Below are 26,857 nucleotides of genomic sequence, written 5' to 3' on the forward strand. Positions count from 1 at the left end.
TCACCACAGGGCAGACAATTCAAGCGACAAAGCAGGAAGGAAGTTCATATGTCTCTGATCAACACTGAGATTCTGGATTTCAAGAACCCGGTTTTCCACAACGGTGAGTTCTCCGAGGTCAGCAAGGACGACGTCCTCGGCAAGTGGTCCGTCTTCTTCTTCTACCCAGGCGACTTCACCTTCGTCTGCCCGACCGAGCTCGGCGACCTCGCAGACCACTACGAGGAGCTGCAGAAGATGGGCGTCGAGGTTTACGGTGTCTCCACCGACTCCCACTTCGTGCACAAGGCATGGCACGAGTCCTCCGAGGAGGTCGGCAAGGTCAACTACCCGATGATCGGCGACTCCAACGGCGACCTGACCCGCAACTTCCAGAACATGCGCGAGGGCGTCGGCCAGGCCGACCGCGCGACCTTCCTGGTCGACCCGCAGGGCATCATCCAGTACATCGAGCAGACCGCCGAGGGCATCGGCCGCGACGCTTCCGAGCTGGTCCGCAAGATCAAGGCTGCCCAGTACGTCGCTGAGCACCCAGGCGAGGTCTGCCCGGCGAAGTGGGAAGAGGGCCAGGACACCCTGACCCCGGGCATCGACCTGGTTGGCAAGATCTAGCCTTTAGCTTCCAGATCTTTTAAGCGGCTCAAGCTCGCAGCCGCGAATGCTAAGGGCGGGCGGGCTCACTGCCCGCCCGCCCTTTCCCCTTATCTGTCGCTTCGCGCCACACGCCCGAGCCACCCCATAAAGCACTCATAAATCACCGCCCATACCGGCCCCGCACTACACACACGCCTTGAAGGAGGCAGCTAACCATGGCCAAGAAGCTCCTAGACGACAACCTGAAGTCCCAGCTCAGCCAGCTGGTCGACCGCATCACCGAGAAGGTCGAGCTCGTTTACTCCCTCGACGACCGCAGCCAGTCCGCAGACCTCAAGCAGCTGCTCGAGGACATCGCGGCACTCTCCGATAACATCACCGCCCGCCAGGACGACGAGCTTCACGAGCGCAAGCCTTCCTTCACCATTCAGCGTGCAGGCAGCGACATCGGCGTGAGCTTCGCGGGCATCCCGATGGGCCACGAGTTCAGCTCCCTGGTGCTGGCGCTCCTCCAGGTCGGCGGTAACCCGATCAAGGAGGAGCAGGACCTCATCGACCAGGTCGCAGCCCTGGACGGGGACTTCGAGTTCACGACCTACATGTCCCTGACCTGCCAGAACTGCCCGACCGTGGTGCAGGCGCTGAACGCGATGTCCGTCATCAACCCGCGGATCAAGCACACCGCGGTGGAGGGCTCCCTCTTCCAGGACGAGGTCAACGAGAAGGGCATCCAGGCCGTCCCGACCGTCTACCTCAACGGCGAGGAGTTCGCCTCCGGCCGCATGGACATCCAGGACTTCGTCGCCCGCCTCGACGACGGCCACGCCGAGCGCGAAGCCGCGAAGCTCAACGAAAAGGAGCCCTACGACGTCCTCGTCGTCGGCCAGGGCCCGGCTGGTGCGACCGCCGCGATCTACGTCGCCCGCAAGGGGCTGCGCGTCGGCATCGTCGGTGAGCGCTTCGGTGGCCAGGTGCTGGATACCCAGTCCATCGAGAACTACAGCTCCGTCCCGGAGACCGACGGTCCGACCTTCGCCGCGAACCTCGAGGCACACGTCAACGACTACGAGATCGACGTCATCAAGGCACAGTCCGCAACCGGCCTGACCCCGGGCAAGGACGGCGAGCTCAGCACCGTCCACTTCGGTGAGAACGCCTCCCTCAAGGCCCGCGAGGTCATCGTCGCCACCGGCGCGAACTGGCGCCTCATGGGTGTTCCGGGCGAGGATGAGTACCGCAACAAGGGTGTCTCCTTCTGCCCGCACTGCGACGGCCCGCTGTTCAAGGGCAAGGACATCGCCGTCATCGGTGGCGGTAACTCCGGCGTCGAGGCCGCCATCGACCTGGCCGGTGTGGTCAACCACCTCACCGTCCTGGAGTTCGCGGATACGTGCCGCGCCGACGATGTCCTCATGGACACGCTGCGCAGCCTGAAGAACGTGGACATCGTCACTTCCGCCGCGACGAAGGAGATCATCGGCGACGGCAAGGAGGTCACGGGTCTGAAGTACGAGGACCGCACCACCGGTGAGGTCAAGACCCTCGAGCTTTCGGGCCTGTTCATCCAGATCGGCCTGCTGCCGAACACCAAGTGGCTGGAAGGCTCCGGCGTGGAGCTCAATCAGATGGGCGAGATCGTCATCGACGCCAAGGGCAAGACCAACGTGCCGGGCGTCTACGGCGCTGGCGACTGCGCCACCGTGCCGTTCAAGCAGATCGTGATCGCCACGGGCACCGGTGCCACCGCCGGCCTGTCCGCCTGGGAGCACAACGCGATCGGCTAATGCTCCGCTACTAAGCCCTACCCCGGGCTGCTAAGCATCCGCCCCGGCCCCACCGCGATGGTGGCGCCGGGGTGTTGTTCTTTCTACAGGTGGGCGCGGTGGGCTCTGCCTTCGGCGCCTAGGCAGACGAGCAGCTAGCAGGCTAGCGAGCAGCCGCAGGGTGGGCGTGCTGGGCTCTGCCTTCGGTGCTTAGGCAGACGATCACCTGCCAGCACAGCCGCATCCAGGGGTCTCGCCAAGAGCTACCGCCCTACCCGCAGCAAGCCCCCCCTATAACACGAGAAAACGGCCCCCACCCAGTGGGCGGGAGCCGTCGTTCTTGCGAAGGCTTCTAGGCGCTTACTTGGCAGCCTCGATGCGCTGCTTCAGCGCCTCGTGCTGCTCCCAGACCTCGGCCGGAACCTTCGGGCCCAGGAACTTCAGCCACTCCTCGTTGGAGGCCACGTCGCGATCCCACTCCTCCGGGTGGACGCTCAGCGCTTCGCGGATGTCCTCCTCCGGCTCGGAGAGGCCCTCGGTGTCGAGGTCCTCGTAGCGAGCGGTGTAGCCAACCACGGTCTCATCGGCCTCGACGCGGCCCTCGATGCGGTCGACGATCCACTTCAGGACGCGGGAGTTCTCGCCGAAGCCCGGCCACAGGAAGCGGCCGTCCTCGCCGCGGCGGAACCAGTTGACCAGGAAGACCTCTGGCATCTTGTCGCCGCCCTTTTCGCCCATGTTGATCCAGTGCTGCAGGTAGTCACCGGCGTTGTAGCCGATGAACGGCAGCATGGCCATCGGGTCGTGACGCAGGGAGCCCACCGCTGCCTCGGCTGCAGCGGCGGTCTGGCCGGAAGCCATCGTCGCGCCGATGAAGGTGGCGTGGTTCCAGTCGCGGGCCTGGGTCACCAGCGGGACGGTGTCCGCGCGGCGGCCACCGAACAGGATCGCGGAGACCGGCACGCCGCGGTGGTCGTCGTACTCCGGTGCCGCGGTCGGGCACTGGGAGATCGGCGAGCAGTAGCGGGAGTTCGGGTGAGCGGCCTTGTCCTCGGACTCCGGGGTCCACTCGTTGCCCAGCCAGTCGATGAGGTGCTCCGGCTTGTTCTCCAGGCCCTCCCACCAGACGTTCTTGTCGTCGGTCAGGCCGACGTTGGTGTACAGGGTGTTGCCCGGCTCCATGGTCTTCATCGCGACCGGGTTGGAGGCGTAGTTGGTGCCCGGTGCCACGCCGAAGAAGCCGTTCTCCGGGTTCACGGCGTACAGGCGGCCGTCCTCGCCGAAGCGCAGCCACGCGATGTCGTCACCGACGACCTCCGCTCGCCAGCCCGGGATCGTCGGCTGCAGCATCGCCAGGTTGGTCTTACCGCAGGCAGACGGGAAGGCGGCACAGATGTAGTACGCCTTATCCTCCGGGCTGATCAGCTTCAGGATCAGCATGTGCTCGGCCATCCAGCCCTCGTCGCGGCCCATGACGGTCGCGATGCGCAGGGCGTAGCACTTCTTGGCCAGGATGGCGTTGCCGCCGTAGCCGGAGCCGTAGGACCAGATCTCGCGGTCCTCCGGGAAGTGGGTGATGTACTTCGTGTCATTGCACGGCCACGGGACGTCCTTCTCGCCCGGCTCCAGCGGAGCGCCGACACTGTGCCAGCCCTTGACGAACTGACCGGTCTCGTCGATCTTCGCCAGAGCCTCTGCACCCATGCGGGTCATGATGCGCATGGACATCACGACGTAGGCGGAGTCGGTGAGCTCGATGCCCAGCTTCGGCTCCGGGTCAGAGATCGGGCCCATGCAGAACGGGACGACGTACATCGTGCGGCCGCGCATGGAGCCGGAGAAGTGCTGGCGCATCTCCTCGCGCATCTTCTCTGGCTCGACCCAGTTATTGGTCGGGCCGGCGTCCTCCTCCTTCTCGGAGCAGATGAAGGTGCGGGACTCGACGCGAGCCACGTCGGCCGGGTTGGAGCGTGCGAGGAAGCTATTCGGCTGTGCCTCCTCGTCCAGCTTGATGAGAGTGCCTCCCTCGACCAGCTGCTCGGCTAGCCGGTTCCACTCCTCGTCGGAGCCGTCACAAAATACAACGGAGTCCGGCTGGAACAGCTCTACGGATTCTTCGATCCAGTCCAGCAGCTCCTGGTTCTTGGTGGGTGCCTCGCCGACAAGCCCTCGGATGGTCATCGAATATTTTCCTAACGCTCGGCTATTTCTCTGGCTCAACACTATCGGTTCTGAGAGCGGATGTGGGGACCAGACTCACGGATCAGCCGGAATTGCCCACCTTTGTGTGGACTACTCCAACCGAGTCTGCGTCCCCTGCCCCGACGCACAGATTCACGTCGCAGGCGCTGAGGTGCTCATTCGTGCTGATGAGTGCTGATGCGCAGAGTTTTTCTTCACCCCCCACACTAGCCCCACTCCCCCCGGTCCACACATTCCCAGCGCCCGGCATCCCAGGTTTTGCTCACCTCATTGGGGGTGGATTCGGTCACCCCCTCCACAGGCTGACTCATTTGTTGTCCGTTTTCTTTCGCATCCGCCGCCCCATCAGGACGCCAGGCTGTCCACTTGCCGTCGTAGGAGACGTTGCTGACGTAGTCCACGTGCCCGTCACCGTCCAGGTCAGAGACCGTGGTGACGCCGTCCTCGCCGGTGAATGTCGCGGAGTCTAAACCCTGCGGATTGGGGATGGCATACTCCGAGCCACCAACGGAGAAGACCATGTCCTGCCTCCCCGTGGCGTCCGGTTCCACCGGTAGATGGGAAAAGATATCGCCAAGAAAATCCATGCCTTATACCCCCGTTCGCAGCGTCAGCTGCTCAGCTACCCGCGGTATGTTCATGCGGGTGATCGTCTCTGTAACTTGTGCGCTCCACGCTTCCTGGAGCAGGCGGAAGTCCGCCTCTCGTTGAGCCTGGTCGATAGCCCGCTGCTGCGCACTGAGCCGGAACCATCCCAGCGCCACCGCCGCGAGCAGCCCCAGGCTGAGCCCCAACCACGGGTAGCCCGCCAGCCGGCCCACCGCGAAGAGCAGGCCGACCGCGCCCAGCACCCCAGCTGCCAGGGTGGCCAGTTGCGCGGCACGGCCGGGCACTTCCACCGGTTTGGCGGCCGGCGGAAGCGCGGTATCCACCGGCGGGCACAAAATCCCTTGACTTAAGACCGCCACCCGCAGCTCCGCCAGGAATCGCCGGTGAGCTAGCTCGCGACCGCCTGAGCCAGCTTCCCCCAGGTCTGCGGCGGAGCAACCCTCTCGGATGAAACGTTGCATCCGCAGCCGGATCGCCACGCGGACCTGTTCGAGGCGCTGTTGATCCGCCCGGCGCGCCGCCAGCTCCCACTGCTTGGCGTCCACGTAGAGCCGGTCGATCAACCGCTGTAGGCCGGCGATGTCCTGGGAGCCAAGAACATGGACCCCTGGGATGTTGGGCCAGCGGTGGTCGCTGAGCACCGCGACCACCCCGATGTTGCGGGCGACCGCCTGGACAATCTCCACGGCCTCCTCGGTGGGTTCCCCCGCGACAGCGACGACCCCGTCGATGTCCTTCCCAGGCCCCGCCCCCGGCACCGCCCGCACCCCGGTGAGCTGCTCGGCGACCTTCTTCGCCTCGGCCTCGTCCGGGCCGATCACGGCAATAGTCTTCATCTTTCCCCCATTTCCCCGGGCTTGTCCCGGGCTCTCCCCCATCGCCTTAGGCCCCGGGCGGCGTACCCCACGCCGAAACTCCCGGAAAACCAGACCATCTGCAAGAATGATGACGATGACTAGCTCCAATAATTCCCCACAGGACGACCACCAGCAAGCCCTTTCGGAAGAAAACTCCGCACCGGCGCCGGAAGTTACCGGAGGCACCGGCAGGCGCCCACTTCAGACGGTGTTCAACGACGGCCGCGACTACCCACGGCTATCCAGCTTCGCCTTCCGCCGCGGCACGCTCACCGATAACCAGGAGGCCACCTGGGAAGCCAACTGGCCGCGCCTTGGCAAGGAGCTCGACGAGCAGGTCAACGAGCAGTACATCGACCTGGATGAATGGTTCGGCCGCCATGCGGACACGATCGTGGAGATCGGCTCCGGCACCGGTACCTCCACCGCCGCGATGGCCCCGCTGGAGACCGATAAGAACATCGTCGCCGTCGAGCTCTACCGCCCCGGCCTGGCCAAGCTCGTCGGTGCGGTCAGCCGCGAAGGGATCGAGAACATCCGCATGATCAAGGGCGACGGCGTGGAGGTGCTGCAGCGCATGTTCCGGCCCGAGTCCCTGGCCGGGGTGCGTATCTTCTTCCCGGACCCGTGGCCCAAGGCCCGCCACCACAAGCGCCGCATCGTGCAGACCGGCACGCTGCACCTCATCGCCAGCCGGCTGCGCCCGGGCGGCATCCTGCACATCGCCACCGATCACGCGGAGTACGCCGAGTGGATCGACGAGCTCGTGAACGCAGAGCCGCAGCTCGAATACATCGGTTGGCCCGAGGAGCTCGCCAGCGGAGCAGACGATGGGCGCGGTCACCTCGGCCAGTTGGTGGACCGCCAGCTGCTCACGAAGTTCGAGGACAAGGGCCTGCGCAAGGAGCACACTATTAAGGAATACCTGTGGACGAAGAAGTAGCCGCTCGTTAGTCTTCCCTGGGAAATAGCTCCTAGGGACGCGGGGTAACCGGTGGTAGTTTGGATTGATCCCTATTCCAGATTTTCCTTAAGTGGTTTTCTCACCGCTGACAACGTTTCATCACAATTTATCCCGCATATGACTAGTCCTTCTTCTTCCGGTGCCGGCACCACCGTCGGGGAGCAGCATCGCTCCTACGGTGCCGCCACCGAGACCCGCCCCACCCTCCTGTTGGTGTGGGATGCCCCGAATATCGACATGGGGCTGGGCGCGATCCTGGGGGCTCGCCCCACCGCCGCCCACCGTCCCCGCTTCGACGCGGTGGGCCGCTGGGTTATCGACGAAACCGAGCAGCTCAACGAGGACTTCGGGCTCAGCGGTGAGGAACTGATCGAGCCCGAAGCGACCGTCTTCACGAACATCACCCCCGGTGGCGCTGACGTCGTCCGACCCTGGGTGGAAGCCCTGCGCAACGTGGGCTTCGCGGTCTTCGCCAAGCCCAAGATCACCGAGGATTCGGACGTCGACGCCGACATGCTGGGCCTCATCCGTCGCCGTCACTCGGAGGGCATTCTCGACGGGCTGATCGTTGCCAGTGCGGATGGCCAGAACTTCCGGGAGACCCTGGAGGAACTCTCCGAGGACATCCCCGTCACCGTGATCGGCTTCCGGGAGCATGTCGCCTGGGTGCTGGGCAACGAGAAGCTGCGTTTCGTGGACCTGGAGGATATCCCCGGGGTCTTCCGCGAACCGCTGCCGCGCGTGAGCCTGGACAACCTGCCGGACGAGGGCGCTTGGCTGCAGCCTTTCCGCCCGCTGACTGCGCTTGCCGAGCGCAGGGACAACAACCACCACAACCCTTCGGAGAACAACTTCCATGTTTAGCGCTTGGGGAAATTTCGCCTACCGTTTCCGCCGGGTCATCCCGCTGGTCATCATCGCGGCGGTGCTCGCGCTCTTCGCGACCGTGGGCACGCAGCTGGACGACCGGCTGAGCCAGGAGGGTTGGGACGACCCCGGCTCGCAGTCCACCCGGGCGAAGGAGATCGAGGAGGAGATCTTCGGTCGCGATGACTCGGGCGACGTGATTCTGCTGGTCACGGGCGACAAGCCGCAGTCGGTGACCACCCCGGAGGTCAAGGAATCGCTAACGAAGCAGCTGACCGCCCTGGAGGAGAAGTACCCGGATAACATCCGCACGATCAACTCCTACTGGGCCAACGGGCCACGCCAAATGGCCACCCCGGAGGGCGACGCCGCCTTCGCTTCCCTGGCGATGAAGGGTGAGGACGAGGACGTCCTGAATAACCTGCGCGCCATCGAGGATGACCTGGCCAAGATCGAGGTGCCGGGGCTGAAGACGGAGATCGCGGGTCAGACCGCGGTGGCCGGGGCGCTGGACTCCGGCATGTCCCGGGACATCTCCCGCGCCGAGATCTACGCCCTGCCGGCGGTGGGTGTGCTGCTGCTCATCGTCTTCGGTGGCGTGATCGCCGCGCTGATGCCGCTGCTGGTGGGCGTACTCTCCATCCTCGGTTCCCTGGGCGTGCTCTCACTGCTTGCGGCGACCACGCAGATCAACGTCTTCGCGATCTCCGTCGTCACCCTGCTGGGCCTGGGCCTGGCGATCGACTACGGCCTGTTCATGGTCTCCCGCTTCCGCGAGGAGCTCGCCGAGGGCAGCGACGTTCCCACCGCGGTGCGAAACACCACCGCGACGGCCGGCAAGACGGTGGTCTTCTCCGCGGCGATGGTGGCCGTCGCGCTCTCCGGCCTGCTGATCTTCCCGCAGGCCTTCCTGAAGTCCGTGGCCTTCGGCGCGATGAGCGCGGTCGGCCTGGCTGCGCTGCTCTCCGTGATGGTGCTGCCGAGCATCTTCGGCATGCTGGGTCACAACATCGATAAGTGGGCGGTGCGCAAGCACAAGACCCGCACCCGCGACGAGCAGATCAACACCATCTGGGGTCGCATCCCGGCCTTCGCGATGCGCCACTCCAAGGCCGTGACCTTCCTGCTGGTCGCGCTGCTGCTGGGCCTGACCGCCCCGATGGCTGGCATCAAGTTCGGCGGAATCAACGAGACCTACCTGCCGCCGAACGAGACCACTCGTGTGGCGCAGAATAACTTCGACGAGAAGTTCCCGGCCTTCCGCACCGACCCGATCAAGCTCGTCATTCAGGGCGATCAGCAGGCGGTGGCCCAGGTCTACCGGGAGGCCAACGACATCACCGGGCTGACTGGTCCGTTCCGCGTCACGCAGCCGACGAAGGACGACACGACGGTGCTGTCCACCGGCATCGCCGACCGCGATGACTACAAGCGCATCGTCGAGGAGCTGGAGGATCTGAATGCCGAGGGCGCCGAGGTTCTGGTCGCCGGCACTCCGGCCATGGAGCAGGAGTCCATCCAGGCCCTGTTCGACAAGCTGCCGTGGATGATGCTCTACATCGTGGTGGTCAGTTTCGTGCTCATGGCGCTGGTCTTCGGCTCGCTGATCATCCCGGCGAAGGCCGTGATCATGAACGTGCTGGGCATCGGCGCGACCCTGGGCGTGCTGACCCTGCTCTTCGTCGACGGTGTGGGCGCGGACCTGTTCAACTTCACCCCGGGCCCACTGATGAGCCCGATCCTGGTGCTCATCGTGGCAATCCTCTTTGGCTTGTCCACGGACTACGAGGTCTTCCTGGTCTCCCGCATGGTGGAGGCCCGCTCCCACGGGGAGAGCACCGACCGTTCGATCCGCTTCGGCGTGGCGAATACCGGCGGCATCATCACCGCCGCCGCCCTGATCATGATCGTGGTCGCGGGTGCCTTCGGCTTCTCGGACATCGTGATGATGAAGTACATCGCCTACGGCATGATCACGGCCCTCATTTTGGACGCCACCGTCATCCGCCTGTTGCTGGTTCCGGCCGTGATGCACATGCTGCGCGAGGACAACTGGTGGGCACCCCGCTGGGTACAGCGGCTGTCCGAGAAGGTTGGTCACAACGAGCAGCTCGCCGATTCCCCGGTCGCCGTGGGTGCCGCCGAGCCGGCCCTGGTGGGTGCTGGCGCGCCTGCGGCGGCGGGTGCTGCTGCCCCGGCCGGTGGGGCCGCCACCGAGACCGCCCCGGAGCACTCCGGCCAGCGGGAGCCCCTGCCGGAGCCACTCCCAGACGTTAAGACAGACGACGAGGGCGACGTCGACACAGACAACGAGGCTGCTGCTGAGCCGACTGTTGCGCCGGAGGCTGAGGATGCCGGGCAGCGTGGGCGCACCGTACCCTTCGAGAAACTCATGGCGGAGCTGAGACGTCGTGAGGAGGGGCACCGTGAAGAGGGGTGCCGCGAGGAGGGGCGCCAGGACTAGTGCTCGCCAAGACCTCCGCTTTCTTCCGCTCCCCCCTCACCCGGATCGCCATCTCGCTGGCGGTGCTCGCCGCCATCGCGTTCATGGCGCACCGCCACTTCGACTTCCTGGAAAACGGGTGGGAGGAGCTGAAGGCTGCCGATAACCGCTGGCTGCTGCTCGCCGCCGTGACCGTCCTGCTGTCGATGTTCGCGCAGGCGGAGGTCATGGTCGTGCTGCTGCGCTCGGCGGGTATCAAGGTCCGGCGCCTCTCAGCCAACGTGCTGGGGCTGGTCGCGAATGCCTGGTCCGCATCCCTCCCCGGCGGGCCCGCCATCTCTGTGGCGATGATCTTCCGGGAGCAGCTGAAGTGGGGTGCGACCCCGGTGATCGCCAGCTGGTACATGGTCTTCTCCGGCCTGCTCGCGGGCGCGGGCATGGCTTTGCTGGGGATCGGCTCGGTCTTCTTCCTCGGGCTGAAGGTCAACCCACTCACGTTGGCTGTCTCGCTTGTGGTGTTGGTGGTGTTGGCGTCCTTAACGAATTGGGCCGCTCGCAACCCCAAGAAGGTGGAGGACTGGCTGATCGCCCGACTGCGGGCTTTCAACCGCTGGCGCAAGAAGCCGGAAGATCGGCACGTGGAGCAGCTCGCGGGCTTCTCCGAGCAGCTTGCGACGGTGGAGCTGCCGCTGCCGAAGCTCGCGCTGGCGATTAACTGGTCCCTGCTGAACTGGATCCTGGAGATCATTTGCCTGTTGGCCTGCACCTACGCGGTGGGGGCGAAGGCGCCGATCGCCGGGGTGGTGCTGAGCTTCATCTCCGCCAAGTTGGTCGGGCAGGCGCAGATCACCCCGGGCGGGCTGGGTCCGGTGGACATCATGCTGACCACGACCCTCGTGGGGGTTGCGGGGCTGACCTCCGGGCAGGCCTTCGCCGCCGTGATTGTCTTCCGCATGTTCAGCTTCGTCGGCCTCGTGGGTTTGGGCTGGTTCACCTTCCTCGTGGCGAAGCTGCCCAACCCCCGCGAGCTGGCACCGGGTTCTGAGGCCGACGCCTCGAAGGCAGCCGCTGAGGCCGCCCCGAGTACAGGCTCGAAGACCTCCCCCGAAGCGCCCAAGAACCCCGGCCCCACCTCCGGCTAAGCTGAGGGCATGTCTACTGCCCCGCACAACGCTGCTGCCCCCACCACCACCGCGCCAACCTCCGGCGCTCTCGCGCCCGTACCGGATCTTCTGGCGCTGCTGATCTTCGCGCTGCTCGCGCGCCTGGCCCACGACGACGGCTCGGGCTTCAGCGTCCTGCGCTGGCTGGACACCGCCTGGCCCTTCATGCTGGGGGCGGCGATCGTCTGGGGCATCCTACTTGCCACGGGTGCCCGCGCCGCCGGCCGGGCACTGCGCACCGGGGTCTTCGTGTGGCTGGGCAGCCTCATCGTCGGGTTGGGTATTTGGGGTATCCGCAACTCGGCGATCCCGCACTGGTCCTTCATCCTGGTGGCCACAGTGATGTCCGCGCTGCTGCTCTTCGGTTGGCGCGGAATCGCCCAGCTCCGGGCGCGAAAGAGCTAGAGCTTCCGCGCCTGCCCCGAAACTTTTTGGGGGATTTTTCATGGATTTTGCACGAAGCTTAGTTTCGCGCGCCTAGTATCCTGTGACATGGGACACACAAGGAAACTTCGATTCGCAGGAATTCTGGGTGTCGGCCTGCTGGCATCCGGGGGAATGGGCGTCGCCATGGCCGAAGGCGGGATCTCCGCCAACCTGGCGCTGTCCAACACGATCTTCAACATGGACGTCGGCGGTCTGGACGCGGACGGCTTCTCCCTCTTCGTCGATTCCGACAAGCTCGCCAACGGCGAGGAGACGGTCTCCCGCATCAAGATGACCAAGGCCCGCGTGTCCGACGTGTGCATGTCCGCACCGATCAAGGTGCCGGGTATTGGGGAGAAAAAGTTCCAGATGCTCGTGCCGGGCCAGAACATGGAAGCCGAGAACATGATCATCGGCGCCCCTGATCTGAGCGGTGGCATGACTCTGGTCAAGCCACAGATCGGCATCGATGCGAACCAGGTCGACAAAAACGCTGCCCCCGGTGCGTGGGGTATCGCGGCCGAGAAGCTCATCTCCGATGGGCAGACCATGCACGCATCCTCGCTGTCCGCAGATCAGCTGACCGCGGCGGGTAGCGAGATCACACTGGTGAATCCAGATGACGCAGAGTGCTAACGGTGCGGCGGCGGAGGCGGCAGCCACCGACGCGACGAGCACCGGTGGCACCCCCGCAGCCGAGAACGCGGATACCCAAGAGCTGTCGACCACTCCAGACGCGGATGCAGACGCCGCTGCTGGCGATGATAGAAACGAAACCACGGATGCCCAGCGCCGTTCCGGTTTCACTCAGTGGCGGCGCAGCCGCCCCTCTTTCACTCAGTGGCGGCGCAGCCGCCCCTTCTTCGCCGGGCTGCTGATGCTGCTGGGTGGGGTCGTGATCCTCACCCCGGCGTACCTCTCGCTGGAGGTCTCGAACATCATCATCCAGGTCTCGACGATCTCCGGGGTGTCCACCTTCATCATCGGTGCCCTGCTGATCGCCTGCGGGCTGATGACGTGGTTCGGGGGCGGCAGCCGCATCCTCACCGGCGTGGCTGGCATCATCCTGGGCATCGTCGCGCTGCCGACGTCCAACTTCGGCGGCTTCGTGCTCGGCACCCTGCTGGCCCTGGTGGGCGGCGCCCTGGCACTGTCCTGGACGGAATCCTCCAAGGAGGAACTCGCCGCGCAGCGAGCGGCCAAGAAGCAGCAGAAGACGGATCGGGCCACCACCGAGTCGAGCAAGACCTCCGGGGCCAGCAATTCCACCGCTGTTGCGGTTCTCGCCGCCGTCACCACGACCGGACTGGCCGCGGGTCTGACCGCCACGGCGGGAGCACCACCGGCGCAGGCGCAGCTGGAGCTGCCGAAGTTCCCGGATCTGCCGGGCGCGCCCAAGGCCCCTGGGACGGCGAAGCCCCCAGCACAGCACCAACCTGCCTCGCCCAAGCTGCCGGAAGCGCCGAAACTTCCGGATCCACCAAAGGTGCCTGGCCTCCCAAAGCTCCCGGAAGCGTCCAAGCTGCCGGAAACACTCAAGCTCCCGGAGATCCCGGAGGAATACGAGATGGATCTCACTCCCCCAGCCCCCATCGAGGGACTGCGGGGAATCCCGGGGAACACCTTCCAGATCACGACCGACTCCACCTCGCTGCTGGGCAACATGAAGCTCTCCCTGATCACGCTGGAGACCCAGCAGGGGCCGAAGTCGGCACTGCGCATCGACTCGGACAAGGCCGTCCTGCAGAACCTGGCCATGGAGATGCCCGGCCAGACCGCTGGCCCGATCTGGCAGCGCACGGGCCCCGGCAAGACCAGCGTGCTGAGCGGCAACTTCCACATCATCGTGAGCAAGCTGACCATCACCCCGGAGATCGCCGGGGTAAAGACAATCCCGATCACCATCGTCGCCTCCTGGGCGCCGGAGGAGATCAAGAAGGAAGCCGCGAAGATGGGGCTCGGCCAGCCCGACGCGCTCTCTGAGAAGCTGCGGATGCTGGACGGCACGATGGAGGCCTACGTGGTCTCCTCGGACCGCATTGACCTACCCAAGGGCACGTCGCTAGCACCCTAAGTGCATAATTAGTGGCATGAGCCACACAGAGAATCACGCAACGGAGGACGTGGAGCCAGAAACGAAGGCGTCGGCCGCCCGGGAGGGGACGGCCGGCGCCGCTGGCGTATCTAGGGGGCTCACACCAACCGATCCGGGCTACAAGAGGGCACTGATCGGCGCGCTTTTTGCCGGTCTGGCGTCCTTCAACGCCATGTACGTCACCCAGGCGGTGCTGCCGAGCATCACCGCGGACTTTGGCATCAGCCCCACCGTCGCCGCGCTCTCCGTCTCGGCGACGACGGGCGCGCTCGCGCTGTCCGTCATCCCCGTCGGCATCCTCTCCGAGCGGCTGGGGCGCTACCGCATCCTGCAGATCAGCGTCATGGCCGCCACCTTCCTGAGCCTGCTGGTGGCCATCGCGCCAGGCGTCGGCTCGCTGCTGCTCATGCGCGCCCTGCAGGGCGTGGCGGTGGCCGGCGTGCCCGCGGTGATCATGACCTACCTCGCCGAGGAGATCGACGCCCAACACCTGCCGCGGGTGATGGGCTTCTATATTTCCGGCACGAGCATCGGCGGCCTCTTCGGCCGCCTCATTCCCGGCGCGGTGCTGGAATTCGCGGACTGGCGCGTCGCGGTGCTGACCTCGGGTGGGGTCTCCGTCCTCATCGGCCTGGCGATGCTGGTGCTGCTGCCGCCGTCGCGGAACTTCCGGCCAAAGAAGATCACGGTCTCCCACGAGCTCGCCGCCTTCGCGGGCCACTTCCGCTCGCCGGTGCTGCTCGGGCTGTTCGTGCTGCCCTTCCTGCTGATGGGCGCCTTCGTCTCCCTGTACAACTACCTGGGCTTCCACCTGATCGGCGAGTACGGGCTACCAGAATCACTGGCCGCCGCGGTCTTCATCATCTATCTTTCCGGCACCTGGTCCTCCGCCCGGGCGGGTCGGGCCGTGCAGGCCTACGGCCAGGGCCGGGTGCTCACCGTCGCGATGGTGCTGGCACTGGCCGGTTTGTTGCTGATGTTTATCCCGACGGTCTGGCTCACCATCACCGGGGCGCTGCTGTTCACCGCCGCATTCTTCGCCTGCCACTCCGTGGCCAGCGGCTGGGTGAGTGCGGCGGCCAAGAAGGACCGCGCCGAGGCCTCCAGCACCTATGTGCTGAGCTACTACCTGGGTTCCTCCCTGCTGGGCGCGCTCTCCGGCCAGTTCTTCGACATCAGCTGGGAGGCGCTGCTCGCCTGGCTCACCGGGCTCTATGTGCTGGCCCTGCTCATCACGCTCTTCGTGCACCGCAAGGCCAAGCAGCAGGCTTAGCCCCCGGGTAGCACGCCCCTCGCGCACACACCTCACGCCCGCCCCGCACAGGCCCACACCGGCGCGCTCCCCCAGGCAGCACACCCCACAGCGCCTGGGCCCCTAGCGCGAGCTAGGGCTCGCCGTGAATGCGGGAATCCGGAAGTTGGCGCGGCATGACCTTGCCGGTCGGGTTGTACGGCAGCTCGTCGACGAAGACGACATCCCGGGGCACGGAGTGCTCGGCGAGCTTCTCCAGGACCCAGTCCTGAACGGCCTTCTTCGTGAGGCGCCGGCCGGTCTCGTCGTCCTCCCGAACAATCCACACAGCCAGGCGTGCGAAGGTGTCCTCGTCCTCCACACCCTTGACGAAGAGGTCGCGGATTCCCGGCATGGGCTCCAGCACCTCGGTGACGGACTTCGGGTAGACGTTCTCGCCACCGACGATGATCATGTCATCGTTGCGGCCCAGGACGTAGAGGCGGCCGTCCTCGGTGAGGTAGCCCTTGTCGCCGATCTCGAGCAGGCCCTTTTCGATCACCATCTTGTCGCGGACGTTGGTGTACTGCTTCATCGTCATCGCGCCGCGGCAGAAAATGCGGCCGACCTGGCCCGGGGGCAGCTCGTTGCCGTCCTCGTCCAAAATCTTGATGCGCACGCCGGTGACGGCGCGGCCCGCGAGCTTCGGATCCTCTGCCAGCTCCTCCGGGGTGGTCATCACGCAGGAGGAGGCCTCGGTGGAGCCGTAGAAGTTCGCCAGCACCGGGCCGAACTTCGCCTGGACCGCGCGGATGAAGTCCGGGGTCATCGCATGGCCGGAGGAGATGATCATCTTCACGCGGGAGACGTCGTAGTCCCCCTCCTCGGCGACCCGCAGCTGTTCCTTGAGGAAGATCGGCGAGGTGATGATGCCCTCGACCTGGTAGTTCACCAGGTCCTCCATCGCCTGCTTCGGGTCGAAGATACGGCGCAGCACCACGGTCGCGCGGTGGGCGATGATGAGGTTGATGTTCGCCCAGCCCCAGGAGTGGAACATGGAGGCGGACATCTGCAGCATCATGTTCTTGCGCCACGGCACGCGGGTGACCAGCGCGCGCAGCGGGGTCGGGATCAGCGGCTCCCGGATGGCCACGCCCTTCGGCGTGCCGGAGGTGCCGGAGGACATGATGATGATGTGGTCGCGCTTCGGGAACAGCGGCAGCTTCTCTGCTTCCGCGCTCGGAGCGGTATCGATGAGCTGCTGGAAGGTCGGCCAGGAGGCGTCGCGCACCTTCGGGTTGCCGAGGTCCTCGGCGTGCCCGATGATGATCTCGCAGCCGCCGAGGTCCTCCGGCAGACGCTCGGCGAATTCCTCGTCGATGTACAGCAGGTCCAGGTCGTGTTCCACCAGGGACTTGGCCAGCTGTTCCGGGGAGCTGCCGATATTCAGCAGGAAGATCTTGGTGCCGATGAAGCCCTTGGCGCCGATGGCGTAGATGATCGCGCGGCTATTGCGGCACATCACGCCGACCCGGGCACCGGAGCTCACGCCGCGGCGCTGCAGGGAGCGGGCCAGGGCCTGGACGTCATCCAGCATCTCACGGTAGGTGCGCTGCCCCATGTCGTCGATGAAGGCCAGCTGATCTGGGGCGTGGAAGGCCGCGTAGCGCATCTGGCGGGCGGTGCTGAAGCCGTAGCGGGCGATGCCCTCCAGGAAGGCGAGCTGGCCACGCACGCCCCCTCCCTTGGCGACGATGTCGGAGCGCAGCACCGGGATCAGCCCGCGCCCCACGGCGGAGACCTCGGTGGCGAGGCCCTCTGCCGAGTACTTGAGGCTATTGGCGAGCTTCTTGATCTGGCTCAGCGGCGACTGCGTCGTCATATACTTCCCATCTTGTTGGCAGGTTGTTTGGACCCAAAAATTACTATGGATATTACGCCGAAAACAACACGAGCGCGGCGGAATTCTAGGTAATCCGCCACGCTGTGTGTGCTCACCGATGCGGCTACATCGGCAGAATCGTGTGCTTCTTCTTTTCCCTCGGAGTGCGCTTGTGCGCCAGCTGGCGCAGCGCCTGACGCAGCTGCACGCGGGTGTCCTCCGGGGAGATGATCGCGTCCACGTAGCCCCGCTCCGCGGACACATAGGGGCTGGTCATGTTGGCGTTGTAGAAGTCCATGAACATCTTCTTCGCGACCACCCGCTTCTCTGGCGGCATCGCGGCCAGTTCCTTGCCCTTCATCATGACGACGGCGGCCTCCGCGCCCATCACCGCGATCTGCGCGGTCGGCCACGCGAGGTTCACATCCGCCGTGAGGTTCTTCGAGCCCATGACGGCGTAACCGCCGCCGAACGCCTTGCGCACCACCACGGTGACCTTCGGCACCGTCGCGTCGGCCAGGGCGAAGCCCAGGTGCGCACCACGGTGGATCAGGCCGACCTTCTCCTGCTCCGCGCCCGGCAGGTAGCCGGGGGTGTCCACGACGAAGACGAGCGGGATGTTGTAGGCATTGTTGATGCGGATGAAGCGGGAGGCCTTGTCCGCAGCCTCGGCGTCCAGGCAGCCGGCCAGTACCATCGGCTGGTTCGCGATCACGCCGACCGTCTGCCCGTCGATGCGCGCGTAGGCGGTGATGACGTTGGCGCCGTAGTCGCCCTGCACCTCGAGGACGTTCTCGTCGTCGAAGATGCGGGTCAGCACGTCCATCATGTCGTAACCGGCGTTCGGGTCGTCCGGGATGATGGAGTTCAGTTCCTTATCCCGCTCCGTCAGGGAGTCGTTCGGTGCCCAGTACTGCGGCAGGTCGTCGAAGGCCGAGGAGGGCAGGAAGTCCAGCAGATCCTTCGTGTAGTTGAAGGCCTCCTCCTCGGTGGCGGCGACGTAGCTGATGTTGCCGTTGCGGGCCTGCTGGCGCGCCCCGCCCAGCTCCTCCATGGAGACCTTCTCGCCGGTCACGGACTCGATGACGGCCGGGCCGGTGACGAACATCTGGGTGCGGCCGTCCACGGCGATGAGGAAGTCCGTCGTCACGGGGGCGTAGACCGCGCCACCTGCGGAGGGGCCCAGGAGGATGGAGATCTGCGGGCTCTGGCCGGAGAGCGGAACCTGGCGGCGTGCGATCTCGGAGTACATGGCCAGGGAGGTCACGGCGTCCTGAATGCGGGCGCCGCCGGAGTCGTTGATACCGATGACCGGGATGCCGACGCGGGTGGCCATGTCCATGACCTCGGTGACCTTCTTACCGAAGGTCTCGCCCACGGAGCCGCCGAAAACGGACTTGTCGTGGGCATAGATCGCGACGGGGCGGCCGCCGATGCGGCCGTAGCCGGTGACCACACCGTCGCCGTAGGGGGCACTCGGGTCGCCCGGGGCCTGGCCGAGGGCACCGATCTCGGTGAAGGAACCCTCGTCGAGGAGGGCGTCGATGCGCTGGCGCGGGGTGGTGAGCCCAGCGGCGTCGCGCTTGGCCTTCGCCGACTCGGAGCCCGGGTCCTGCGCCAGCTCGAGCCGGCGCTGCAGATCCTTCAGCTTTGCGGACACGCTGCTGTCCGCTGGAGCAGTATCTTCACCCTGCGGGTTGGCCTGGTCAGCAGAGTCTTCAGACACGTCGGGGCTACTCCTCATCCTGTGGTTCTTCGTCCGTGGCCGGGGTGTCCTTGATCACCTCGGTGAGCGCGCGGCCCACCTTCGAGATCTCGGGCTCGTCGACGATGGCGAGGTGGTCGCCCTGCAGCTGGATGACATCCAGCTCGGTGACGATCTCGCCCCAGCCGCCGTCCGGCGCAATATCACGATAAGCCGGTTCCAGCTCGATTGCACCATCGTGCATCCGCTCGGCGCGGAAGAGGGTGACCGGTACATCAACGGCCGCCCAGGCGTGGAAGTCCAGGGACTCGAGGATGCGGTTGTCCACGAAGCTGGCCCGCTGGTGCTCCAGCACGCCCGCGGGCAGCCCGAGGCTGGCGGCCTCCGGGGACTGCAACATCTCCTGGAACATCGCGAGCATGACGTCCTCGCCCTGCAGGTCCAGCAGCTCGTGCGGAACCTCCATCTCGAAGCCGTAGGTCTTGTTGACGAAGGCGGCGTAGCGGTCCCAGCGGGCGTGCATCTCCTCCTTCGTATCCGGCGCCGGGTTGGCCGGCTGCACGGTGTCCAGCAGGACGATGCGCTGCACCTCGGCGCTAGGCTCGCCCGCCGCGGCGCGCTGGGCGAGCTGGAACGCGACCTCATAGGCCAGGGCCCCGCCGAAGCTCCAACCACCGAGCACGACCGGGCGGCCATCGGCCAGGGCGATGATCTCGTCCAGGTAGGCCGCGGCGCGGTCCTTCAGGCTGCCCTCGAGGCGTTCGACGCCGTAGACGGGGACGCCTTCCGGCAGGCGGCGGGTCAGCGGCTGGTAGACCACCGAGGAGCCACCGGCTGGGTGGAAGAGGAACAGGCTCGGCTTTTCGGAGCCAGCCGGGCGGGCGCGCAGCACGCGGATGTTGCCTTCGACGGCGGTCTCCAGGCTGGCGCGGACGGTATCCGCCAGGGCGGCGAGGTCCGTGGCTTCGGCGACCTGCTCGGCGATGACCTCAGCACCGGAGCGTTCGCTCAGTCGCTCGGCGACCTGCTGGGCGGTCTCGGCGCTGATCTTCGGTAGCGGGCTGGTGACGCCGGCTGCCGCCTTGCCGTTGATCTTCGCCCAGGTGGCGAAGACGAGGCGTTCGGAGGCGTCGCGCGGGGCGACTCCCCCGGTGTTGACGGTGTAGTCGGTAGCGCCCTCGGCGTCGTCCGCTGCGTCACCTGCTGGCTGAGCGTCGGCCTCCTCGGACGCCTGCTCCGCAGCTCCCGATTCACTGGTGCGGGAGGCGATCTCCGCCTCGACCATGGCGATCACGGTGTCCACGGAGCCGTCGCGGAGCTGCTGAACCTGCAGCGGCGGCAGGTCGAACTCATACTCCACCCGGTTCTTGATGCGCATCCCCATCAGGGAGTCCAGGCCCAGGTCAATGAGCGGCAGCTCGCCCGGCAGGTCCTCAACGTCGTAGCCCATGGACTCCGAGACGATCTCCCGCAGCCGCTGGGCCACGCTCCCCCCGCTGTCCGGGGTCCAGCGGGCCTCGCCCTCCTGGACTTCCGGCAGGGCGTGCGCGGACTGCGTCACCGCGCCCAGCTTCTGCCCCGCATCCTCGGTGGCGTTGGCAGCCGCAGCGGCTGGTGCAGCAGCTGTCGCGCCTGCGGCCCCATCCAGCATGCTGACGAAGGCCTCGCCGAGGACCTGGCCGGTGCCGGCGACGTCGAAAACCTGGAGGGACCAGCCGCCCAGGGTGCGGGTGGCGATGGTCGTGATCTCACCGGCTGCGGGCAGCACCCCGTGGGACTGTGCCGCGCTGACGGCGTGCCCCGGCGCGAGCTCGTCGGCCAGCGCCTCAGCCAGCACCTCCAGGGAGGCAACGCGATCCGCCTGGGTCGCGAAGGCCACCCGGCCGTCCGGCAGGTCCACGCGGCTGCCCGGCAACCCCTGCGCGCCACCACCGGATGGGTGCGCGTCGGTCCAGTGCGGTTGTTCCACCCAGTGCTGGCCCGGCAGCTGGAGTGCGAAATTGCGCGGGTACAGGCGGCCAAAGTCCAGCTCGGCGCCCTCGGCGTAGAGCTCCGCCAGGAGGTTCAGCAGCGTCTCCGTGGCCGGTTCCTTGCGCTTGAGCGCGTAGAGGGTCTTGGCGTCGCCCGCGTCGTGGGCAAAGGCGTTGTTCATGATCGGCATGAGCGCGACCGGGTGGGCGGAGAGCTCCACGAAGGTGCGGTAGCCGTCCTTGAACTGCTGGCCGGTAGCGTCCGAGAACCAGACCGGGTGGCGGGTGCAATGGACGAAGTAATCCGCGTCGTGCACGGCCTCGCCCGGCTGGTAGACCTCACCGCGGTGGACGGTGGAGTACAGCGGGGTGTGGATCGGGCGGGCGGTGATGCCGCCGATCTCATAGAGCAGCTCGGAGAGGATCGGGTCGAGCATCGAGGTGTGCCCCGCGCCCTTGACGTCCAGCATGCGGGCGAACTTGCCCTCACCGTCCAGGTACTCGACGAGCGCGGCGACGGCCGCTTGCGGGCCGCCGACGGTGGTCATGCCCGGCGCGGCGTAGACCGCGGGCTCCACCTTGGCGAACTCCGGGTGCTCGGCGCGGAAGGTCTCCAGCGCGTCCGGGCCCAGCTCGATGACGGCCATCGCCCCGGCCTGGTCACCGGTGAGCTGGCCCTCGCCCTCGCCCATGAGGCGGGAGCGGTGGCAGGCCACGGTCATGGCGTCCTCCAGGGACAGCCCGCCGGAGCCGTAGGCGGCACCGATCTCGCCCAGGGACTGGCCGACGATCGCGGCCGGGCGCAGCCCGAACTCCCGCAGCAGGTCGGTCAGCGCGATCTGGACGGCGGTGATGGCGACCTGGGCGGATTCCAGGTCGAAGTTCTGCTCGTCGTCGTTGATCTTCTCCACCAGCGACCAGCCGGATTCGCGCTGCACGATCTCGTCGATCGCGGCGAGGCGCTCGGCGAAGAAGCTGGAGATGCCAGCGAGTTCCTTGCCCATCTTCCGGTGCTGGGAGCCGAAGCCGGAGTAGACCCAGACCGGGCCAGTGGCAGCCGGAGAGTCCGCGGTGAAGACGGAAGCGCCCTTCTTGCCCTCGGCGAGGCGCTCCAGCCCCTCGATGGCTTCGGCGGTGGTGGTGGCGCGGACGACGCCGCGGGAGCGGCCGTGGTTGCGGCCGGCGAGTGCTCCGGCGACGTCCAGCAGGTCAGCGGACTCGTGCTCGGCAAGCCAGTCGTGCAGGTCGCCTGCGGCCAGACGGCGGCGGGAGGGCAGGAAGCCGGAGACCGGCAGCAGAGCGGCCGGAGTCTCGCAGGACTCCCAGTCGACCAGCGGGCGGGCCAGGTCAGCGTTCGCTGCGGCGCCGGAACCGGAAACAACAGAGCCAGCACCAGCATTGCCAGCGGCCCGCTCCTCGTTCAGCGCGGCAGCGTCGCGCAGCTCTTCCTCGGTCGGTGCGGCGATCACCACGTGCGCATTCGTGCCGCCGAAGCCGAAGCCGGACACACCGGCGACCGGGCGGCCGGAGTACTCCGGCCACTCGCGCGGATCCTCGACCACCTCGAGGCGCTGGGCGTCGAAGTCGATGTGCGGGTTCGGGCCCACGTAGTTCAGGCTCGGCGGCAGCACGCCCTCGCGCATCGCCATCAGAACCTTCATCACGCCGGCCACGCCCGCCGCGGCCTCGGTGTGGCCGAAGTTCGTCTTGGCCGAGCCCAGCAGGGTCGGGTGATCCGCATCGCGCCCCGTGCCCAGCACCTCGCCGAGCGCGCGGGCCTCGATCGGGTCGCCGAGGATCGTGCCGGTGCCGTGGGCTTCCACGTAGTCCACGGTCGTCGGGTCGATCCCCGCGTCCTCGTAGGCGGCGCGCAGCACGGCGGACTGCGCCTCCGGGTTCGGCGCGGTGATGCCATTGGAGCGGCCGTCCGAGTTCACCGCCGAGCCCTTGATGACGCCGAGGATGTTATCCCCGGCCGCCACCGCATCGGAGAGGCGCTTGAGGACGATCACGCCCGCACCGTCGGAGCGCACGATGCCGTCGGCGTCCTCGGAGAAGGCGTGGATCTTGCCGGTCGGGGACAGCACGCCGGTCTCGGAGAAGGCAATGGTCGCAAAGGGGTTGGCCAGCAGATTCACGCCGCCGGCGATCGCCACCTCGGAGCTGCCGTCGCGCAGCGAGCCGACCGCCTGGTGGATCGCCACCAGGGAGGAGGAGCAGGCGGTGTCCATCGCCACCGACGGCCCCCGGAAGTCAAAAGCATAAGAAATGCGGTTGGCCACGATGGAGCTGGAGTTACCGGTCAGCGCATAGGGGTGCGCGACCTTCGGGTCGGCGATGATGAGGTTCGCGTAATCGTTATTCGTGGTTCCCATGAACACGCCCACGTTGTCCCCGCGCAGCGTGTTCGCCGGGATCAGCGCGTCCTCGAGGGCCTCCCAGGTCAGCTTCAGCAGGATGCGCTGCTGCGGGTCCATGTTCGCGGCCTCCAGCGGGGAGAGCCCGAAGAACTCCGCGTCGAAGGACGCCAGGTCCGGCAGGTAACCGCCCGTGAGCTGCGCGTCCGCCATGCGGCGAACCATCTCCGGGTTATCTGCCCACTCGGACCAGCGGCCCTCGGGAGGCTCGCCGATGCCGTCCTGGTAGCCGATCAGCAGATCCCACATCTCGCCGGTGGTCGGGGCTCCCGGGTAGCTGCCTGCCATGCCGACGACGGCGATGTCCCGCTCCCCCGGTGCCTGCTCGCCACCCACGGCCCGCTTCTTCGCGGACGCTGCCGCCGGGACGCTCGCCTGGCCCAGGGACCCCAGGTAGTCGACGAGCGCCCCGATGGAGTTGTGTTCATAGGCCACGGTGGCGTCCACCGACTGGCCCGTGATGCGCTGCAACTCCCCGGAGAGGATCACCACGTCGCGGGATGAGAGCCCGAATTCCTCCAGTGGCTGATCGTCGCGGATCTCCGCCTCCGGGGTGTCGGTGGTCTCCGAAACCCAGTTACGCAGCCACTGCCGGAGCTCGGATTCGCTCCGGGGGTGGTCCTGCTGAGCGCGACCCACGTTATCTTCTGCCATGGTGACCGGGTGATTCCTCTCGTTGCGGTGCGGCTCGTCCTAGTGAATCTTTCATCCTAATGGACGGGCCGCCTAACTCTAGTTGAACTGGCCCTGCGTGTAGGCCTTCGCCGCGACACGGCGGGCGATCTTGTTGGCGCTGGAGCGCGGGATGTTTCCGGCATCCACGATGCGGATATCCGCCGGCTTCAGGCCGTGGATCTTGGACACTGCCGCGCGGATGTCGTTGGCTGCAAGCCCGTCCTCCACTGGGGAGGCCTCCGGGGTGCGCTCCGCGAGGATGACCAGCCCCTCGACGTCCTGTCCCAGGTCAGCACCCGGCACCGCGAAGGCTGCGATCGCGCCGTGGCTGACGTGGGACGTCGCCGCGGCGGCCGTCTCCTCGATGTCCTGCGGGTAGTGGTTGCGGCCCGCGACGATGACGAGGTCCTTCAGGCGGCCGGTGATGAAGACCTGATCGTCAACGATGACGCCGAGGTCGCCGGTGCGCATCCAGTTATCCTCCGGCGCGTTACCCGCCCGGGAGTTCTCCGGCAGGCGGTGGTCCGCGGGGAGGTGGTTGCGGAAGGTGTAGGTGGTCTCTTCCTCGCGGTTGAGGTAGCCGGCGGCGGTGTTCTCACCGTTGGTCCACAGCTCACCGACCTGGCCGTCCGCGAGCTCCTTGCCGGTCTCCGGGTCCACGATGCAGAGGCTCTGCCAGGGGCAGACCTGACCCACGGAGGTCAGCGGCATGGCAGCCTCATCACCCTCCGGCAGCGCCACCGCGGTACCGCCCGCGAGCTGCTCGCGGTCGAACCACTGGGTCCACGGCCGCTTTCCGGTCTGTGGGGTGGTAACCAGCAGGGAGGCCTCGGCCAGTCCGTAGGACGGGCGCATCGTGTCGCGGCGCAGCTGGTAGTTAGCGAAGAGGTCGAGAAAGCGCTCCACGGAGGCGTGGGTGACCGGCTCGGAGCCGTTGACCAGGCCGTCGACGCGGGAGAGATCCAGTCCCGCGAGCAGCTCCGCGTTCGCCTCGTCGGCGGGGTTGGCGTAGCGGGTCGCCAGCTCGAGGGCGAAGTTCGGGACGACGGTGTAGATGTTCTCCTCGTCGTCACGCTTGTGCAGTTGCTTGATCCAGCGCGCCGGGTTCTGCAGGAAGTCCCGCGGGCTCATGAGGTCGAACGGGATGCCCAAGATGGAGGCAAAAGCCGCGAGGATCAGGCCCATGTCGTGGTGCAGTGGCAGCCAGCTGACGATGCGCACCGGCGGCTGCAGCTTCACGGCGATGAAGATCTGCAGCACGTTGGTGACGATGGACTTGTGCGTCAGGACCACGCCCGCCGGGGTGCGGGTGGAGCCGGAGGTGTACTGCAGGAACGCCTCGTCGGAGCTCTTCGGCGCGAGCTCCGGGTGCTTGGCCAGCAGCTCGGCCGGGTTCTGCCACTGCTCAGCCAGGCTGTCCGGCAGGGCGTCGGCCACGAGCACGCGTGGGCGCTCTGGGGCCGGGCGGTCCGCGAAGAACTCGCGGACCGCAGTGGCGGAGCGCTTGTTGGTCATGACGGCCACCGGGGTGGAGGAATCCAGCACGGCGGTGAGGTGGTCAGCGTGGCCCGGCTCGGTCGGGTCGTAGAGCGGCACCGGCACCAGGCCCGCGTACATGATGCCAAGGAAGCTGTAGACGTACTCTGGCGAGTTATTGGCGAGGATGGCCACCCGGTCACCGCGCTTGGTGACCTGCTGCAGGCGCACACACACGGCCTTGATGCGGGTGTTGATCTCCTCGCGGGTGTACTCGCGGAGCACGCCTTCTGCTGAGTCGTTGTAGTCCCAGTAGCGGTACAGAACCTTGTCGGCCTCTCCCTGCGCCTTAGCGGCGCCGAAGAGCATCTCGTTCATCCCGGAGAGAGTCAGTGCATCGGGCACGGCGATATTGCCGTTCTCGTCAAAGAACTGCCCCATGGCTGCATTGATATCCATCAGTGGACCACCTAGTCCCTTCCTAAAGCTCAGAAATTGCTGTTTTGTACCCTAAACTATTTAGGTAGCGAATGCACCACTTCAGGGCTCGTGTCTGACGTTTTAGATGGGCTGCTGAACGAGGTCGCGCACCCAGTTGGTGATCCACTCCGGCGCGGTCATTCCGTCGACGACGTCGCGGTTGGTGTCGTAGTGCGCATGGATGCCGTTGGATCCCACCAGCTCCTTCGCCCGGGACACCGCGTTCCCGATCGACGCCGGGGCGTCGCAGACAGTATCCCCTGCAGCACAGAAGTTCTTCACGCGGTCGTTGAGTTCGCCGAAGCCATCCGGGCGCCCGCCGCGCATCGTCGCCCCCGGCACGATGGGCTGCACGAGAGCGTTGACAGCGTGGAGCGCAACCTCCGCGCCGATACCGGTGTTCTCCTTATTACCCACCAGTTCGCCGTGCTGTGGCTCCTGACGGCCGTCCGCGATCAGCGCGACACCGGCGATCAGGGAGGGGTCCACCGGCCCGCGGTGGTTGCCGATATTCGACGCCAGGTCGCCGGCAATGACCGCGCCCTGGCTGAACCCGACGAGGATGAATTTCGTGGCCGGGCACTTCTCGTGCGTCGCCTGGATCTCCCCGACGGCGCGCCCCAGGCCCTGCTTGCGGGAGTCGTCGTAGCTCATCTCGTGCTGCGCGTTGAAGTTCCTGAACTGCGCGGTATAGGGCACCGTGTGGATCTTCACGCGCTCCGGGTCGGTCTGCTCCTGCAGCGGTTGGGTGACGTGCAGCAGCAGGGAGCGGGGGTTGGCCGTCGGGTTCACCGGGTCGTCGTCCGCCTTGGACTCCCAGGTACCGGGCAGGGCGATGACCTCGTAGTCAATGCACCCCGGCGGGTTCGGGCTCGCCTCGCGGCCCGGCTTCCCGGAGCCCTCGTGGGAGCCGGGGCCGCCGAAACCACCCTTCCCATCGGTGCCCAGCCAGGAGCCGATGCCGGCGATGATGAGCACCAGGAGCACCACCAGGCCGATGATCGTCACGGTTTTGCCGATTGGCTTGCGCATTATTCT

General features: G+C 66.6%; 18 protein-coding genes. 10 read left to right on the forward strand and 8 right to left on the reverse strand.

Going from position 1 to position 26,857, the window contains the following annotated elements; translation table 11 throughout:
- Positions 1–48 precede the first annotated feature (48 nt).
- Together ahpC and ahpF are read left to right on the forward strand one after the other, a co-directional pair.
- On the forward strand, positions 49–612 hold the full coding sequence (ahpC, locus tag QP997_RS04760; RefSeq protein ID WP_012359441.1) for an alkyl hydroperoxide reductase subunit C: 564 nt from the start codon (positions 49–51) through the stop codon (positions 610–612).
- A 197-nt stretch (positions 613–809) separates the two neighbouring features.
- Positions 810–2,378: an alkyl hydroperoxide reductase subunit F gene (gene ahpF / locus QP997_RS04765; protein ID WP_284846387.1), complete on the forward strand. Its 1,569-nt coding sequence runs from the start codon at positions 810–812 to the stop codon at positions 2,376–2,378.
- Positions 2,379–2,717: 339 nt separating this feature from the next.
- On the opposite strand, the gene QP997_RS04770 is transcribed toward ahpF, so the two are convergent.
- The 3 genes from QP997_RS04770 to QP997_RS04780 form a co-directional block, all read right to left on the reverse strand.
- On the reverse strand, positions 2,718–4,538 hold the full coding sequence (locus QP997_RS04770) for a phosphoenolpyruvate carboxykinase (GTP) (RefSeq protein ID WP_070758524.1): 1,821 nt from the start codon (positions 4,536–4,538) through the stop codon (positions 2,718–2,720).
- A gap of 227 nt (positions 4,539–4,765) precedes the next feature.
- Positions 4,766–5,146: a DUF6802 family protein gene (locus tag QP997_RS04775; protein ID WP_284846388.1), complete on the reverse strand. Its 381-nt coding sequence runs from the start codon at positions 5,144–5,146 to the stop codon at positions 4,766–4,768.
- A gap of 3 nt (positions 5,147–5,149) precedes the next feature.
- Entirely contained in the window at positions 5,150–6,004 is an 855-nt protein-coding gene (locus tag QP997_RS04780; protein WP_148811534.1) for a hypothetical protein, read from the reverse strand.
- Positions 6,005–6,119: 115 nt separating this feature from the next.
- Between QP997_RS04780 and trmB the strand changes: the two genes are divergently transcribed.
- From trmB to QP997_RS04820, 8 genes are all read left to right on the forward strand, one after another.
- The gene (gene trmB, locus QP997_RS04785; RefSeq protein WP_070758521.1) at positions 6,120–6,968 is read left to right on the forward strand and encodes a tRNA (guanosine(46)-N7)-methyltransferase TrmB; all 849 of its coding nucleotides are present in this window, start codon (positions 6,120–6,122) and stop codon (positions 6,966–6,968) included.
- A gap of 138 nt (positions 6,969–7,106) precedes the next feature.
- Positions 7,107–7,853 (forward strand): NYN domain-containing protein, encoded by a 747-nt coding sequence (locus QP997_RS04790; RefSeq protein ID WP_395889411.1) that lies wholly within the window; start codon positions 7,107–7,109, stop codon positions 7,851–7,853.
- A complete protein-coding gene (locus QP997_RS04795; RefSeq protein ID WP_284846390.1) occupies positions 7,846–10,320 on the forward strand; it encodes an MMPL family transporter in 2,475 nt (824 codons plus the stop codon). Before QP997_RS04790 ends, QP997_RS04795 begins: the two co-directional genes overlap by 8 nt.
- Positions 10,320–11,441 carry a lysylphosphatidylglycerol synthase transmembrane domain-containing protein gene (locus tag QP997_RS04800; protein WP_284846391.1) on the forward strand — a complete coding sequence of 374 codons (1,122 nt, stop codon included), beginning with the start codon at positions 10,320–10,322 and terminating at the stop codon, positions 11,439–11,441. The genes QP997_RS04795 and QP997_RS04800 overlap by 1 nt, the downstream gene beginning before the upstream one ends.
- A 9-nt stretch (positions 11,442–11,450) precedes the next feature.
- The gene (locus QP997_RS04805; protein WP_284846392.1) at positions 11,451–11,867 is read left to right on the forward strand and encodes a DUF3054 domain-containing protein; all 417 of its coding nucleotides are present in this window, start codon (positions 11,451–11,453) and stop codon (positions 11,865–11,867) included.
- A gap of 87 nt (positions 11,868–11,954) precedes the next feature.
- A complete protein-coding gene (locus tag QP997_RS04810) occupies positions 11,955–12,524 on the forward strand; it encodes a DUF6230 family protein (protein ID WP_070758516.1) in 570 nt (189 codons plus the stop codon).
- Positions 12,508–13,962: a DUF6114 domain-containing protein gene (locus QP997_RS04815; protein ID WP_284846393.1), complete on the forward strand. Its 1,455-nt coding sequence runs from the start codon at positions 12,508–12,510 to the stop codon at positions 13,960–13,962. Before QP997_RS04810 ends, QP997_RS04815 begins: the two co-directional genes overlap by 17 nt.
- Before the next feature lie 16 nt (positions 13,963–13,978).
- On the forward strand, positions 13,979–15,256 hold the full coding sequence (locus tag QP997_RS04820; protein WP_284846394.1) for an MFS transporter: 1,278 nt from the start codon (positions 13,979–13,981) through the stop codon (positions 15,254–15,256).
- A 112-nt stretch (positions 15,257–15,368) separates the two neighbouring features.
- Here QP997_RS04820 and QP997_RS04825 read toward each other — a convergent pair whose 3' ends face one another.
- The 5 genes from QP997_RS04825 to QP997_RS04845 form a co-directional block, all read right to left on the reverse strand.
- Positions 15,369–17,096, reverse strand: a complete 1,728-nt coding sequence (locus QP997_RS04825; RefSeq protein WP_284846395.1) for an acyl-CoA synthetase — start codon at positions 17,094–17,096, stop codon at positions 15,369–15,371.
- A gap of 124 nt (positions 17,097–17,220) precedes the next feature.
- Positions 17,221–18,822: an acyl-CoA carboxylase subunit beta gene (locus tag QP997_RS04830; RefSeq protein WP_148811526.1), complete on the reverse strand. Its 1,602-nt coding sequence runs from the start codon at positions 18,820–18,822 to the stop codon at positions 17,221–17,223.
- A 7-nt stretch (positions 18,823–18,829) separates the two neighbouring features.
- The gene (gene pks13, locus QP997_RS04835; RefSeq protein ID WP_284846396.1) at positions 18,830–23,842 is read right to left on the reverse strand and encodes a polyketide synthase Pks13; all 5,013 of its coding nucleotides are present in this window, start codon (positions 23,840–23,842) and stop codon (positions 18,830–18,832) included.
- Positions 23,843–23,920: 78 nt separating this feature from the next.
- Positions 23,921–25,798, reverse strand: coding sequence for a FadD32-like long-chain-fatty-acid--AMP ligase (locus QP997_RS04840; protein WP_284846397.1), 1,878 nt, complete (start codon positions 25,796–25,798; stop codon positions 23,921–23,923).
- A gap of 102 nt (positions 25,799–25,900) precedes the next feature.
- On the reverse strand, positions 25,901–26,851 hold the full coding sequence (locus QP997_RS04845) for a cutinase family protein (protein ID WP_284758463.1): 951 nt from the start codon (positions 26,849–26,851) through the stop codon (positions 25,901–25,903).
- Positions 26,852–26,857 lie beyond the last annotated feature (6 nt).

Source organism: Corynebacterium sp. MSK039 (assembly GCF_030232315.1).
Classification (GTDB): domain Bacteria; phylum Actinomycetota; class Actinomycetes; order Mycobacteriales; family Mycobacteriaceae; genus Corynebacterium.

What these genes read in the sequence shown, in the direction of transcription:
- ahpC (WP_012359441.1), top strand. Translation starts at nt 49, where the DNA reads ATGTCTCTGATCAACACTGAGATTCTGGATTTCAAGAACCCGGTTTTC.
- ahpF (WP_284846387.1), top strand. Translation starts at nt 810, where the DNA reads ATGGCCAAGAAGCTCCTAGACGACAACCTGAAGTCCCAGCTCAGCCAG.
- QP997_RS04770 (WP_070758524.1), bottom strand. Translation starts at nt 4,538, where the DNA reads ATGACCATCCGAGGGCTTGTCGGCGAGGCACCCACCAAGAACCAGGAG.
- QP997_RS04775 (WP_284846388.1), bottom strand. Translation starts at nt 5,146, where the DNA reads ATGGATTTTCTTGGCGATATCTTTTCCCATCTACCGGTGGAACCGGAC.
- QP997_RS04780 (WP_148811534.1), bottom strand. Translation starts at nt 6,004, where the DNA reads ATGAAGACTATTGCCGTGATCGGCCCGGACGAGGCCGAGGCGAAGAAG.
- trmB (WP_070758521.1), top strand. Translation starts at nt 6,120, where the DNA reads ATGACTAGCTCCAATAATTCCCCACAGGACGACCACCAGCAAGCCCTT.
- QP997_RS04790 (WP_395889411.1), top strand. Translation starts at nt 7,107, where the DNA reads ATGACTAGTCCTTCTTCTTCCGGTGCCGGCACCACCGTCGGGGAGCAG.
- QP997_RS04795 (WP_284846390.1), top strand. Translation starts at nt 7,846, where the DNA reads ATGTTTAGCGCTTGGGGAAATTTCGCCTACCGTTTCCGCCGGGTCATC.
- QP997_RS04805 (WP_284846392.1), top strand. Translation starts at nt 11,451, where the DNA reads ATGTCTACTGCCCCGCACAACGCTGCTGCCCCCACCACCACCGCGCCA.
- QP997_RS04810 (WP_070758516.1), top strand. Translation starts at nt 11,955, where the DNA reads ATGGGACACACAAGGAAACTTCGATTCGCAGGAATTCTGGGTGTCGGC.
- QP997_RS04815 (WP_284846393.1), top strand. Translation starts at nt 12,508, where the DNA reads ATGACGCAGAGTGCTAACGGTGCGGCGGCGGAGGCGGCAGCCACCGAC.
- QP997_RS04820 (WP_284846394.1), top strand. Translation starts at nt 13,979, where the DNA reads ATGAGCCACACAGAGAATCACGCAACGGAGGACGTGGAGCCAGAAACG.
- QP997_RS04825 (WP_284846395.1), bottom strand. Translation starts at nt 17,096, where the DNA reads ATGACGACGCAGTCGCCGCTGAGCCAGATCAAGAAGCTCGCCAATAGC.
- pks13 (WP_284846396.1), bottom strand. Translation starts at nt 23,842, where the DNA reads ATGGCAGAAGATAACGTGGGTCGCGCTCAGCAGGACCACCCCCGGAGC.
- QP997_RS04840 (WP_284846397.1), bottom strand. Translation starts at nt 25,798, where the DNA reads ATGGATATCAATGCAGCCATGGGGCAGTTCTTTGACGAGAACGGCAAT.
- QP997_RS04845 (WP_284758463.1), bottom strand. Translation starts at nt 26,851, where the DNA reads ATGCGCAAGCCAATCGGCAAAACCGTGACGATCATCGGCCTGGTGGTG.